The sequence below is a fragment of the Pseudoalteromonas sp. SR45-5 genome, assembly GCF_014163565.1.
Classification (GTDB): domain Bacteria; phylum Pseudomonadota; class Gammaproteobacteria; order Enterobacterales; family Alteromonadaceae; genus Pseudoalteromonas; species Pseudoalteromonas distincta.
The window spans coordinates 1-14,269 of the sequence record NZ_JACJDN010000031.1 but is presented as its reverse complement, the minus strand read 5'-3'; the positions used below and the strand labels follow the sequence as shown (position 1 = coordinate 14,269).

The window sequence follows — 14,269 nt, the reverse complement described above, 5'->3', positions numbered from 1 at the left end:
CCTTATTGCTAATAAAACTTTAATTAATAAGGCATAATGCTGCTATTGTTTAAGTATTTTCACTAATAATACAAGCTGCTCTTGCGCGTATTGACTCACCCTTGGGATCAACCATGACCATAAACATGCGTTTAACGACCGGCTTTGGCGTAATTTTATCAATGATGATTATTTTAACCATTATTGGAATTTCGCGCGTTAGCCTTATTAATAATAACATTACCCACATGACCGACGTAAATTCGGTAAAGCAACGTTACGCAATTAACTTCAGAGGCAGCGTACACGACAGAGCAATAGCCGTGCGCGACGTAGTGCTAATTACCGAGCAAAGCAGTTTAAGTACCGTGTTAAATAACATACAAGAGCTAAACGCATTTTACCAAACGTCAAGCCGCGCTATGGCTAAGCTAATGGGTGATATGAATAGTGAAGAGCGCGCTTTAATTAATAAAATAAATCAAATAGAGCAGCGTACTCAGCCTTTTATTCAAGGTGTAATAAACGCTAAAAATGCAGGAAACCTAAACGAAGCTAAACGCATTTTATTAACCGATGCGCGCCCTGCGTTTACCCAGTGGCTAAATGTTATAAACCAATTTATAAATCTGCAAGAGCAAGCAAATCAAACCACCACTATTGATACTCTCGATATTGCCAGTTCATTTGAAATTTGGATGATTTCGCTCACCGCGCTTGCAATTTTAATAGGTGCAAGCGTTGCGTATGTTATTAGCCAACTGATCAGAAAGTCAGTAGGTGGCGAACCACAAGAAGCCGCCGAAGTAATTGCCCTTATTGCCCAAGGCGATTTAAGAGGTGATGTACAGTCGTGTTGCCCAAATAGCATGATGGCTTCTGTAGGGGTGATGCAATCTAAACTAAAAACCATTGTAGATAGCATTATTAACTCATCTGAAGAGCTTTCTACGCACTCTGCAAGCGTAGCGTCTGGCTCGCAGCAAGCACTTAGTGCCGCTGACGCACAAGTAACCTATACAAACTCGGCAGTAAGCAGCCTAGAAGAAATGAGCCGCAGTATTAATGCAGTTGCAGGCTCTGTTAAACAAACCGAAGATAACTCAAAAGTAACTGCACAACTATCGCAGCAAGGTAGTATTGCAGTGCAAAAAGTAGCGGCCGAAATTGAGCAAATTTCTGTAACCGTAAAAGCCACAGTTACCCAAGTAAACGTGCTGCAAGAACATGTAAAACACATTGGCGATATTTTAAGTGTGATCCGCAGCATTTCTGATCAAACAAACTTGCTTGCACTAAATGCGGCAATAGAAGCTGCAAGAGCAGGCGAAACTGGCCGAGGTTTTGCTGTTGTAGCTGACGAGGTAAGGCAACTTGCCCAGCGTACTGGTGATGCAACAGGCGACATTGAAAAGATGATTTTGCAAGTGCAAGAAAACACGCAAGCGTCGGTAACAGCTATGGAAACCACAGTACCGCAAGTAGAAAATGGCCTAACGCTTACCCATGAGGCAAACGAGTTACTGCATCAAATACAGCAACAAGCTAACGATTCATTAAGTAACGTGCTTGAAATTGTTGAATCAACATCAAACCAAGTAGCCACCGTGGCGCAAATTAGTACCGGCGTGGAAGAAATTGCCAGTATGTCTAAAGAAACCAGCATGTCTCTTAACAGTAACGCACAAGAAGCCGTTGCATTAGCTGACCTTTCAAACACGCTTAAAAAGTATATTAGCTACTTTAAAGTTTAATTTTTATAGTAAGTAATAAACAAAGGGGCTTTTAAGCCCCTTTGATGTTTATGTACTTTAATAATAGCGGACTATATACCCGCTAAATCGCGCTCGGTAATACACTCGTCTGAGGCCATTTCAAACTCGCGGCAAACTAATGGGCGGTTTTCGTAAATAGAGCACATAAGCGTATTGCGGTCGAGTGCTTGGCACCAACCGTCGTCAGCGCGTTTCATTACTTCGCTGCCCCATTTATCGTATTCAATGTAGTTAAAAGGCACGCCGGTGTCGGTTACTATGCGCACTTCTAATTGGCAACAACAGGCTTGGCAGTTAGCACACGTAACAGGCTCTGGGGTAGTAGAAATATTTTCAACAGGAATAACAATATGAGGCATAGTGGCTTACTTTTTTGAATAAGCCACTAGGATACAGTAACTAATTTAACGCGCTAGTAGTTTTGCTTTTATATCGCTGTAACGCATTTGCTCGCACAGTGCAAAACCACTCAATTGGCGCACTTTATTACGCGCAAATAATGGCACACTCATCCCAGCTAAAAAGCGGCATTGGGTTTCAATACCCACATTATGATTACCTTTGTCTGCCATATGCGCTAAAAACTCATCCACCTTTTGATAAATAAGTTGCTCCTCAACATATGCAGGCTCTATAGAGTATTCAAGCTTAACCGCATGACCTCTACACACACTACAATGCCCACATTGCTGTGGTGCATTTTGATCGTCAAAATAGCGCGCTAAGTTATAGCTTAAGCAACTTTGTAGCTCAAAAAAGCGTACCAGTGCAGCAATACGTTTAATTTCGGCTTGTTCTTTATCACTAAAGTAGTCGTGTAGTTGCTGGGCAAGTTCTGGGTTATCTATAACCTCGCTATGCACTTTGTATACTTGGGTAATACGTTTGGTTTCGAGCGTTATTAGGTTTTTTTCGGCTAGGTAATCAAGGGCTGCCACTACGCGTTTTCGATCAACCTGCGCGGCTTGCGTAAGGGAGTCAAAATTTAGCGTGCCCCATATTTTTTTAAAATCGGTATGGCTAAATATTTGTGTTAAAAATGCTTGGCGCTGCTGGTCAAACTGGCTTAGTAGCTCGTTTTTATCAACCAAAAATTTATATTTAAAATCAGCGTAGTAGGCATATTGCGGCGTTATAGCGCCTTGCATTTCAAGCTGTACAAGTAAGGTTTTAAGTGCCAGTTGTCTAATATTACTTTCGCTTGATAAGCTGTATTCTTGCATTTCCCATTGCTGGTGGCTTTGGCGAATATCGTTAATTACGTATTCAATACCGCTAAGCTCTGGGGTGTCGCCATACACAAAGTTTTCTACTGTGTTTAGGCCATCTAAATTAGCCAAGGTGTAGCAGTTTGATGGGTTGCCATCGCGCCCTGCGCGGCCAATTTCTTGGCTGTAGTTTTCAATTGATTTTGGTAAATCGTAATGAATAACAAAGCGAATATCTGATTTATCAATGCCCATACCAAAGGCTATTGTTGCCACAACAACGTTAATTTTACCCGCCATAAAATCATCTTGAATTTGCCAGCGTAGCGTATCTTCAAGCCCTGCATGATACGCAACCGCTTGAATACCTTGCGCACTTAGCGTATTAGCCACTTGTTCGGCACTTTGCTGAAGCGTTACATACACAATACCTGGGCCATTTTGCGCACGCACTATGTTTGTAAGCTCAGTGTTTTTATCAGCCGTTTTTACACTTAGCACACTTAAATCGAGGTTAGCGCGGTAAAAGCCGGTTTGTACAATACACTCTGGGGCAATATTAAAACGCTCGCTCATGTCGCGTTTTACTTTTTTAGTGGCTGTGGCGGTGAGTAATAGTACCAGTGGAATATTTAGCTCTTCGCGGTATCGCGGTAGTTTAAGGTAGTCGGGTCTAAAGTTATGGCCCCATTCAGATATACAGTGCGCTTCGTCTACCACTAACATCGAAAGCGCCACCTGGCTTATAAACTCTCTAAAACGCTCGTTTTTAAAGCGCTCAACCGACACCATTAATACTTTAATTTTACCATTTCGCACATCATTCATTACGGTGCTGCTTTGCATTTGATCTTGGCTCGAATCAAGGCTTGCCGCGTAAATACCTTTGCTATTTAAAAAGCTAATTTGATCTTTCATCAATGCTAGTAAAGGCGAAACAACTAACGTTAAATTTGGTAAATGCAACGCAGTTAATTGATAGCACAACGATTTACCCGAACCGGTCGGAAATATAGCCAACGACGATTGACCATTTAAAAGCTGCTCTATAGTTTGTTGTTGCCCTGTTCTAAATTGGCTAAAACCAAAGTGCTGCTCAAGTGATTGAATTAGTGGCGTGGTCATAAATGTCCTTTTGATGGCTAAACAATAGTCATGCTTATAAAAATGCGGTGTAAATAAAATATTTGCAACTCGGTGTGTATGAAATATTTGCAACTCAGTATACAACAAATAACATTATTTATTGCTGACATCACCTTTATTTAAGCGCAAACTAAAGCACTATAAAATGAGTAGTAACTGCTTGTTGCCAAAATAATTTATTGATACCCAAGTCATCTTAAAAAACGAATAAAAATACAGATCACTTGGGTATATTATTTTTGAGGGCAACGTTATGAATATTACTACACCTAAAATCGTCGTTATTGGCGGTGGTGCTGGCGGATTAGAACTCGCAACGCAATTAGGTCATAAATTAGGAAAGAAAAAACAAGCTGAAATTCTACTAATAGACAAAAACCGTACCCACATATGGAAGCCGTTACTGCACGAAGTAGCGACAGGCTCTATTGACCCCGATTTAGATGGCGTTGTGTATTCAGCCCATGCTGCAAAACACCACTATAACTTTCAACTTGGTACTTTTTGCAATATAGATCAAAGCAATAAAACAGTTACCCTTGCACCACTTTTAGATGAGCTAGGCCACACAATTTTACCCGAGCGCACCGTGCGCTACGACCACCTAGTGATTGCCATTGGCAGCGTAAGTAACGACTTTAATACCCCAGGTATAAAAGATCACTGCTACTTTTTAGATTCAAACCAACAAGCAGAGCGCTTTCAGCATTCATTACTAGATAGCTTTACACGCCTTCACCAAGACGACAACCAACAGCAATCACTTAATATTGCCATTGTAGGCGGCGGTGCTACCGGTGTTGAACTCTCAGCTGAGCTTTATCATGTGTCTGAACTATTAAAGCTTTATGGCTTAACAAATATGTCGTCTAAGCGTTTGCATATTCACTTAATAGAAGCCGGACCACGTATTTTACCAGCATTACCAGAGCGTATTGCCGTAAGTGCTAAACGCGAGCTATTAAAGCTTGGCGTAAACGTGCGCGAACAAACGCAAGTAAAAGAAGGCACCGCACAAGGCTTTATCACCAAAGACGAAGAACACATTGATGCCGATATTATGGTGTGGGCAGCAGGCGTAAAAGCACCTGACTTTATTAAAGACTTAGGTATTTTTGAGCTGACGCGTAGCAACCAAATTCAAGTAAACGAGTTTTTACAAAGCACCGTTGACGAAAGCATTTTTGTATTAGGCGATTGCTGCGCATTTACCCAAGCCGATGGCAAGCAAGTACCACCTCGAGCACAATCGGCGCATCAAATGGCGCAGTGCGTCGAAAAAAATCTAATCGCAACGCTAAAGCAGCAACCACTACGCGGCTTTAAATACAGCGACCATGGCTCACTTGTTAACTTATCAAGCTACAGCACTGTAGGTAACTTAATGGGCAATCTAACCAGCAATACCTTTTTTATTGAAGGTAAAATTGCCCGCTTTATGTATATATCTTTATACCGTATGCACCAACGCGCCATACACGGTAGCGCAAAAACCTTTGCATTATGGATAAGCGAAAAAGTGCTGCGTGTAGTGCGCCCTAAAATGAAATTGCACTAATAAATTAAGTACGCTCACAAAACCACTAAAAAGCTTCAAGAGTTAATAAGTATTATCTCTTAAGGCTTTTTGCACTTTGCGTACCTAAAGTAGTACGATGTGAGAATATTTTAATAACATCAAAGGATTGGCGGTTATGAAAAAGCGACTTCTCGGACTTATAATTATAGCGGCTTTGGCAGTATATCTATTTAAAACCCAGCCTAACACAGCCGCTGTAGAGCAGACCAACGTGGCTGCACCAAATGCCACTGAGCCTAATTTAGTTAATAAAAAGCAGCCCGTAGAAGGCACACCGCTAAGAATAGTCACAGATCTAAAAAAAGATATTCGCCTTTGTAGAGATCAATCACAGCAACAACATATAAAAATAAATAATTTAAACCAATCGCTTGTTTCATTTTTTGTGAGTGAGCTTAAAAAAGGGACGTCGGTCCCCACGCTTTTAAAGTATGCAACCCTATCAGGAATCTATAAGCGTCAATATATTGCCTTTTTAAGAGATGCCATAGTTGCTGAGCAAAAGCAGCAGCTTAATATTACTAGCTCTTTAGACGAATTAGCTAATTGGCAAGGCATTGAAGCAATTAAAGGCTTCACCAATGAAAAAGTAAAAGAAATGATTCAACAGCTTGGAGATAATAAGCATAGCCCTTCAGGACTGACTCTGAGTGTACCCCTTGATGAAAATGTACAAAAAGAAACCCTTTATGCTTTATTAAACAACACTGATACATTTACCACTTACTCTAAAACGTTTATTAAACTTGAGGGCAGTGAAGTTATTTCCCCGGCGACATTGTTTGTGCTTAATGCAAATAAATTTACGCCAAAAGAGTTTGAGCAGGCAATTTCATCTAACCAATTTACAGTTAATGAGTTAGCTACTGCAATTAAAAACAACATTCCTAATGAATATATTTTTGCACTTATGAAGCAGGTGCCTGCACTGGATGCTCTGCCGTTGTACGAAGAAAATTCTGTTTTGTATAACATGGCTGATATTGCCGTAAGCCAGTTTAATTTACCGCTTGTAAAAGCACTACAACAACTAGGCGTAACACCAACCAATCGGCCTGGCTTATTTACTGGTTTAGATGTTGCAATAGTAAACCTGCCTAGAAGTGGTAACTTAACGCCAGCCCCTTTAGATGCAAAGCATACTCAAATGTTGGACTACCTCACAGAGCAGGGCTATAAAGCTCATAGCGGCAATGCTAATGACGACCTAAATGACAAAGGCGTTTCTTTTGTAAGTGACTTTATTTACCAGCAAGGCGCCTATATTAATGGGCAGGAAAACCCTGAGCAATATGCTTACTTTAGCCCTATTGGTAAAATAGACAACGCCACATTGCCACAAGTGAGTGAGCCCGATGATTCTGAAATATCTCAATTTTTACAAGAAATACAACTTAAAAAAGAAGAACTAAATTCATACTCAAGCAATTGTAGTCAACTACCAAAGAAGCTATTTGCAGCCCAAAAGCTCATACAAGATAGAGACGCTTACGCAAAAGTTCGCGAAATTGAAAAAGAATATGGCAGCAACTTTGAAGACGTATTACAAGATATAGACCCTGTTTTAGTTAATTATTGGTGGAACACCCTTGCCGGTCGTACCTCTTCAGATAGAAGCGATAATGTATTTCGTGAGTATTTAGCTAAAAAAGAATTTAAAAAAGCACTTGAATACAGCCAAACAACTCCACTAAACCAAACAGAAACAAACGTGCTATTTATTAGGTTACTTGAAAATCCATATGACTTAGTTCCTATTTGGAATAGCCGAACACTACCCGTCCCTCCAAAGGATTTGGTTAGACTAAGCTGGTTTCCACTAAAAAAATGGCAAGAACTTGCACAACTTGGTTTTGATTTTTCGATTACCGATATACGTGGACGCGACGTTTATATACAAGCTGCATCATCTTCTGTCGAAGTAGTCCAATTTCTAATTGATAATAAAATACCGACTGTTCCCAGTAAACTTGGCGTAGATATACTCGACTTAGCGCTAGAACAAAGCTACACCCAAGGTGAGTTGAGCCCAATGGTCCCTTTAGCGTTGCAGCTTGTAGAGAAATTTGAACCAAACCACTTTTCTCGCGTTGCCCGATTAAAAACATTTTATCCTGAAGTTTATCAGCAGTTAGTACAACTTAACCCTGCACTAAAACCCGCTGAGGGCACAGAGCTAAATCACTATATTTTTAATAATCACTGATCTACATAACAGGCGAGCCATTACTTGATGAATATTGTCTTTAATTTTTAACATTGTCTGTGTAGAGTATTTAAAACAACTAAGGAAATTGGGTTATGACGGGTAAAACGCTAATTTTTAATTTTGACGGCACAGGAAACGAGCCCCGTGATGCAGAGCAATTTAGCTCAGAGCATTTTAAAGAAGACTCTAATATTACCAACATTTTAAAATTGCATTTACTGCTTGGCGGTAAATTAGAAGACTCCCCCATTACTCCTTTTGCTAACCAACTCAGTTTTTATTATCAAGGTATTGGCACTAAAGGCAGCCGCCTTAAACGCATTTTAAACCAAACCCTTGCACCTCGTGGTGACGACGTAGCCAGTATTTTAAATCAAGCATTAAGCGACTTTAAAGCTCACTACCTAATAGGCGATACCATACTGCTAACGGGTTTTAGCCGAGGCGGTGCACTTGCTAGGCGTTTTGCTAAAATCCTAGAGCCTTTAATTGCTGATAATGTTTACGTATGTGTGTTTGATACTGTCGCCTCTATTGGCTTATCAAAAGTAAGTAAAGCCACACGTGGCGCAGAGCACGTTATTTTTGAAAACCACACCATTGCCAACAACATTACTCACGCGCTGCACTGCGTAGCCCTTGATGAAAAACGCCGCGCCTTTGAACCCACACTCATGAACCATCAAAGCAATATCACTGAATTATGGTTTGCAGGTGCGCATTCAGACATTGGCGGCGGTTACTACCGCGATGGCCTAGCCGATATTTGCTTGCGCTACGCACTTGAGTGGTTAATAGAGCAACCGCTTAATATTTCGTTACTCACTAGCCACGATATAGATTACGAAAGCCTACTTCCCGATAGCAACTTAGTAGCACAAGATGACGTAACCGTAACGCCCGATCCGCTCGCATTAAGTCATCAACAAAATTACTTTTGGTTTAACCCATTTTTTAAATTAGTAGATAGGCAGTGCTATGTATTAATTGATGACGAAGCCAGCAATCTTAAGCCTTTAGTGCACTTCAGCGTAGCCGAACGCATTAATAAGCTAACCAGTTACCGTCCAGAATCGCTAAAAAAACTGCATTACAAAATTAGCTACAACGACAACACCACACTTAGCTTTATTGGTTTAAGCCAACATATAGAACTGGCTAATCAAAACATGAATGTGCTGAGCATTAACCAAAGCCAAGATGTAATGGTATTTGCCTCAGAGCAATATAACGCAACCGGCCTTATGCTAGAGCAAGGCGCTACGTACCGCTTTACCCCATACCCAAATCAATATTGGTTTGACGATGGCATAAAGTGCACGCCATTAGGCTGGAACCGCGATAACGTACAACTTGGCGTAAAAGAAATCCCCATGGCTGTGCTTGAACCATTTAGACGATTTCCTCGCGCACAATGGTTTTCACTTATTGGTGCTATAAATAAAAACGACGACCACCTTTTTGAAATAGCCAACGGCGCCGACATTAAAATGGATAAATCTGGCGAGTTTTGCCCATTTGCAAACGACTTAAGCCGCTTTTACGGCGCTAATGCAGGTAAAATAAAAGTGAAAGTAACGCGGTTGGAGTAATAGGTACCCGAAGCTTTTAAATTGTAGGTGCGATTTTACATCGCACTTAGCTCTTTAGTAACGGCTCATAACTCCCAATCAACACTACAAAGCCCGCCTAAACACCTGTACATACAAGGCGCACAGCTTGCTCGCGCGAAAAGCGAAGCTTTTAAATTAAATAAAACAAATATCAGTTTTAATGTTCACTATAAAACTGATAGGTTATTATTACTGTTTTTATCAATGGTTACTTTTTCGTGGCAAATGAAGTTATACAAAAAATAATTGAGTATTTACATCAAAACACCGACATTGATGTAGTTTGGCTATATGGCTCCCATGCAAAAGGGACAGCTCAGCCTCATAGTGACATTGACTTAGCCATAGCATTTAAAAACTTTGATCTGGAATCGTTCGATAAGCGCCTTAGGCCAAAAGAGCTTGAGCTTGAAATAAGTAATGCACTTAATCTTAACGAACAACTTATTTCGATTGTTGATATAAATATTATTCCAAGTTATTTAGCTTTCAACGTTATTGAATATGGAAAAATAATTATAAGCAATAATAGTGTTAGAGCGATGAAAGAGCAGCAGCGTATATATAGCCAGTTCGAATTTGAAACCATAGCGAGTAAACATGACTGATACCGGAATTACACTTTATTTAAGTGAAGTAACACGCCATATTGACGAATATATGCAAGAACTCGACGAACTCAGTCAAATCGATTCACTTAATAGTAGAGACTACCGAGCTGCAGAGCGATTACTACAGTTAATGACCGAGGTGTGTATTGGTTTATCAAAGCATTGGCTAAAGCAGCACAAAAGTAGTACCAGTAGCAACGCCTATCAAACATTTAGCGAACTTACTAATTTAGGCTTTTTGAGCGAGGCAGAACTACTGTCATGGCGTAAAATTATAGGCTTACGAAATGCTCTTGTTCACGATTACTTAAATATTGACCAAAGTATCGTTAAAACAATCATTAAAAAGCAACACTACACAACTATGCACGCATTTAGTATTAAAGCGATTACAGAGCTAAACAAAGGTTTATAGATAAAACCTCACCTACAATAATTAAACCACTGCACTGAACAAAACCGTAGGTGCGATTTTACATCGCGCTTTGGCTTTATAAAAACACCATGCGAGGTATAAAACCTCACCTACAATAATTCAAACACCTATTCGCCTCACACAATGAGGCGAATAACATGTGTAATTGCCTCATTAGGCAATTTTGTAACGTGTACTACGCCCACCTGCGGCGGTTTTTGTTAAAAATCCAAGCGTTTGCAAGTCCGATAAATGGCGTGTTGCGGTTGCACGGCTAACCTTAGCTACCTTTTGATACTGACTCGCACTAATACCCAGTTCAAATTGGCCATCAAGTAACTTATTAAGCACTTTTACTTGCTGCTCACCTAGCTTTGTTTGATCTTTACTTGCCCAGTAATTGGTTTTAAAAATTGTTTGCTCAATATTATTAAGCGTATGGTGTATCGCATTATTAAGCGTACATAAAAACCACTTAATCCACTTTGTAATACAAAGATCTCCACGTTGAGTGGCTTCAAGCACCTCGTAGTAGCTTTTTCTGTCTTCTAAAATAGCCACCGACATAGCGTAAAACCGAATTGACTCAGCATGTTCTTGCGCTAATGCCAGGTCGGTTATAAGGCGTGTAATACGCCCATTACCATCCTCAAGTGGATGTATTGTTACAAACCATAAGTGTGCGATAGCTGCCCGAATAAAAGGATCTATTTGAGGTTCGTTTTGCGTTTTGTTAAACCAGTTAAAAAATAGCGAAAGCTCTTTATTTACTCGCTCTTTAGGAGGCGCCGTAAAATGTAATACCGGTTTATCTAAGCGCCCCGATACCACTTGCATTGGCTCGTCACCACGCAATTGCCCACCCTCAATTTTAGTAAATAAGCTTTGCTCACCTGCAAACAATAAGCGATGCCAATTAAGCACTCGCTCTAAATTAAGCGGTGAGTCTGTGTTATTTATTGCATCAAGCATAATCTCTGCAAGATTATCGCTTTGCACTGTTGTTGGGTAAGGTTGCTCATTAATATTGAGCTTTTTAGCAAGAGAAGAGCGAACCGAAAATGCATTAAGCTTTTCACCCTCAATCGCACTGGAGTAAATAATATTTGCAAGTAAGGTATCAAGGGCTTGCTGCTTTTGTTGAGCACTTTGCACGCCCATACGCCCTACTAATAAACCTTGATTATATGAAAGATCCCTTAGTAAAGGAGCAAGCACTGCAGCATCCCACGCAAAGTTTGGCCAGCTTTGCTGTTGCCATATCCACATAGTCTTTAGTCCTAAAGGTAATTAGCTTCAGTCTATGTTATTTATTTGCCTCATGCAATGAGGCGAATAGAAGAGTTAATTGCCTCATTACTTTTAAGCGTTGAACAGAACAATAATTCATTTTTCAATGGTAAAAACAATCCATTTATAAGCGAGGTATAAAACCTCACCTACATCATTGCAAACACCGCTCTCAACAAAACCGTAGGTGCGATTTTATATCGCGCTTTGGCTTTTAAATAAGGCCAAGCTGAACACCTGTAGGCGCCCAGCTTGCTTGCGCGAAAAGCGTAGCTTTTAAATTGTAAGCCGGAATTTATCTCGCGCTTTTAATTTTAATTTGTAAATATCGCGTTGATGCTGGCAACCAAAATATGAATTACTTACTCAAAATACGTGTATTTATTTTCTGAAATTTAAATAAATGCATCCATATTTGGTAGTTGTATTATTTGCTCACTCAGCTTATTTGCAGCTTTATTAATTATTTTTATGCACAAATCAATGTGTGCTAATTCAGCAGTAGACAAGTTATTTTTAACAGCAGAAACTTTAGCCGTATCAATTGCGGCTAATACAGAGTCAACGGTTTGACTCATAAGTAGTTGCATCCGTGGTAGTGAAATAGCAAACTCATCAGCAAAATCAGCTAACATATAAGCTGTAATCTCATTAGTAAAATTGCCTGCACTTTGCGAATTATGCTCACCCACTGACATAGCATAACACCTTGATATTTTGGGCTGTAAATAGCCCATATCACGGTCAATGCTTCCCTGCTCAATAATAGCCTCTATATTTACCAAGTCGTAAAACGGCGTAAGCTCTAAACCATTTTTACCAACAAAAAAACTAATGTTTTTGCCATGAGCATCGTAATTACGTACTAAAATATTAAATGTCATCCAACGAATAAGCTGAGCCTCATACGCTTGTACATTCGTTGTTTTAACATTAAAGAGTTTTGCAAAAGAAACGCCATCTCGAATATAAATACCATCCCCATTATCACCATGCTGACGCTCATATTTATAAGAAGGAGGTAAATTAGTGGCTTGGCAACCATCAATAATATGACGACGTAATACACGGTTTTGATCTTGTGTAACGCGCCTATCAAAGCGATCTATTACAAATACTCTTACATCTGCATAAGTGCGCAACTCAACATGGGGAACATTGAGCCCCGACTCTTTTGCCAAAAGCATGGTAAAAAGTTCATTTACTGCAATGAAAGGCGCGGTACCTGTTTCGAATTTAAAAATTTTATTAGAACATAGCTCCCCTTCACCAAATCCTAATTTACTATCAATTTCGAGCAAGTTTAGTTTGTCTTGAACGCCAGCAACAGAGAGCCGAGTTCGGCCATCCCAATGAGTAATTGGCTCTCCAACTTGTACAAAGCGTTTAAGTTTTTGGCTTAGCTCGTCACTAGGGTCTGCTGTTCTTTCAAGGTTAAATTTGCAGCAGCCTGTTTGGTATTTAGGCAAGGCAGAGCCTATGCAGTGTGGTTATTCCCCATAAATGGGCGATAACGTAGCATTAATGCCAAACAGGCGCTGCCCGAAGGGTTCTTCCTAGGAGCTATTTACTCTTTGTTGCTCGGTTTTTACTTAGCCCACTAGGTTGCAAATCTCGCGTCGCGATTAAATAGCTCCTAGTTTGGACAAATTTTAATCCGCAAAGATCAACAGACCCTAGTTACTTCACGAAAAGATGTTTGCTTTAAAGTACTGTTACTTGCTCTAAACGACAAAGCGCCTGACGTTTCCTCGCCAATTACTTTAATCAAACCAAACGTATTATTTTTAGAGATAGTAGTACTACTTATAATCTCATCAAGACCTTTGCCCTCGGGTAATAAGTTTTGTAAATAATTACGCACATCACGTGATGTCAAAATCACCATTGAGCGGTAAGTGTGGTGAAATAGCAAAACCCTTATTAATCCACTCAGGCTCATAGGTAAATGCAATTTCATTTTCAGAGCCTATATCAAGGGCTATCGCACCTATCTTCTGCGTATGCCCAATAAATACATCTAAGCTATTTTTTTTAATACCACTGCTCATCGCTCACCTCATCCTTATTATTGTTATTGTGGTGCGACTCGTCATCACTGACAAGGCTAAACGACAACCCCAAGTATTCCATCACTTTGAGTACATTAAAAAACTGCACATTCACATCACCTTTTTCTATTTTTATCAGCGTAGGCTTTGAAATATTAAGTGCTTGCGATACATCAACCAGCGTAAGCTTCATGCCAGTTCGCTTTGAAGTAATCGCTTTAGCGAGCCGCACCGACGAAAACGGCTTTGATAGATCAGGCATTTCAGTGCGTTTAACAACTCTTCCAAGTGTTTTTTTTGCTGGTAATTCACTCATTAAAGGTCAACTATAGTTTACTTATACAATTTATTTTAGGGTAGCCCACCCAAAAGTCAAATATAACTTACTTTTAA

The 14,269-nt window shown here is 39.9% G+C and carries 11 protein-coding genes and 1 pseudogene; 6 read left to right on the top strand and 6 right to left on the bottom strand.

From position 1 onward, the window contains the following. Nucleotides 1–113 precede the first annotated feature (113 nt). Nucleotides 114–1,733 (top strand): methyl-accepting chemotaxis protein, encoded by a 1,620-nt coding sequence (locus H5072_RS02550; RefSeq protein ID WP_182692570.1) that lies wholly within the window; start codon nucleotides 114–116, stop codon nucleotides 1,731–1,733. Between the two features lie 71 nt (nucleotides 1,734–1,804). On the opposite strand, the gene H5072_RS02545 is transcribed toward H5072_RS02550, so the two are convergent. Then, the gene (locus tag H5072_RS02545) at nucleotides 1,805–2,113 is read right to left on the bottom strand and encodes a YkgJ family cysteine cluster protein (protein WP_002962790.1); all 309 of its coding nucleotides are present in this window, start codon (nucleotides 2,111–2,113) and stop codon (nucleotides 1,805–1,807) included. A 45-nt stretch (nucleotides 2,114–2,158) separates the two neighbouring features. Continuing rightward, on the bottom strand, nucleotides 2,159–4,087 hold the full coding sequence (locus H5072_RS02540) for an ATP-dependent DNA helicase RecQ (RefSeq protein WP_182692569.1): 1,929 nt from the start codon (nucleotides 4,085–4,087) through the stop codon (nucleotides 2,159–2,161). Between the two features lie 274 nt (nucleotides 4,088–4,361). Here H5072_RS02540 and H5072_RS02535 point away from each other — a divergent pair, with 274 nt between their 5' ends. The 5 genes from H5072_RS02535 (at nucleotide 4,362) to H5072_RS02515 (ending at nucleotide 10,535) form a co-directional block, all read left to right on the top strand. Further along, a complete protein-coding gene (locus H5072_RS02535; RefSeq protein WP_002962796.1) occupies nucleotides 4,362–5,666 on the top strand; it encodes an NAD(P)/FAD-dependent oxidoreductase in 1,305 nt (434 codons plus the stop codon). A gap of 136 nt (nucleotides 5,667–5,802) precedes the next feature. Beyond that, nucleotides 5,803–7,893 carry a cupric reductase gene (locus H5072_RS02530; protein WP_182692568.1) on the top strand — a complete coding sequence of 697 codons (2,091 nt, stop codon included), beginning with the start codon at nucleotides 5,803–5,805 and terminating at the stop codon, nucleotides 7,891–7,893. Between the two features lie 95 nt (nucleotides 7,894–7,988). Continuing rightward, complete coding sequence (locus H5072_RS02525; protein ID WP_182692567.1) at nucleotides 7,989–9,488, top strand: DUF2235 domain-containing protein; 1,500 nt, start codon at nucleotides 7,989–7,991, stop codon at nucleotides 9,486–9,488. A gap of 239 nt (nucleotides 9,489–9,727) precedes the next feature. Continuing rightward, nucleotides 9,728–10,117, top strand: coding sequence for a type VII toxin-antitoxin system MntA family adenylyltransferase antitoxin (locus H5072_RS02520; protein WP_002962075.1), 390 nt, complete (start codon nucleotides 9,728–9,730; stop codon nucleotides 10,115–10,117). After that, a complete protein-coding gene (locus tag H5072_RS02515; RefSeq protein ID WP_182692566.1) occupies nucleotides 10,110–10,535 on the top strand; it encodes a type VII toxin-antitoxin system HepT family RNase toxin in 426 nt (141 codons plus the stop codon). The genes H5072_RS02520 and H5072_RS02515 overlap by 8 nt, the downstream gene beginning before the upstream one ends. A gap of 174 nt (nucleotides 10,536–10,709) precedes the next feature. On the opposite strand, the gene H5072_RS02510 is transcribed toward H5072_RS02515, so the two are convergent. The 4 genes and pseudogenes from H5072_RS02510 to H5072_RS02495 form a co-directional block, all read right to left on the bottom strand. Next, entirely contained in the window at nucleotides 10,710–11,804 is a 1,095-nt protein-coding gene (locus H5072_RS02510) for a Fic family protein (protein ID WP_182692565.1), read from the bottom strand. 416 nt (nucleotides 11,805–12,220) lie between these two features. Next, nucleotides 12,221–13,294 (bottom strand): HipA domain-containing protein, encoded by a 1,074-nt coding sequence (locus H5072_RS02505; RefSeq protein WP_259395873.1) that lies wholly within the window; start codon nucleotides 13,292–13,294, stop codon nucleotides 12,221–12,223. Between the two features lie 197 nt (nucleotides 13,295–13,491). After that, nucleotides 13,492–13,876: pseudogene (locus H5072_RS21550) on the bottom strand (HipA N-terminal domain-containing protein). Further along, on the bottom strand, nucleotides 13,860–14,192 hold the full coding sequence (locus H5072_RS02495) for a helix-turn-helix domain-containing protein (protein WP_029751611.1): 333 nt from the start codon (nucleotides 14,190–14,192) through the stop codon (nucleotides 13,860–13,862). The pseudogene H5072_RS21550 and the gene H5072_RS02495 overlap by 17 nt, the downstream one beginning before the upstream one ends. Between the last annotated feature and the right edge of the window lie 77 nt (nucleotides 14,193–14,269).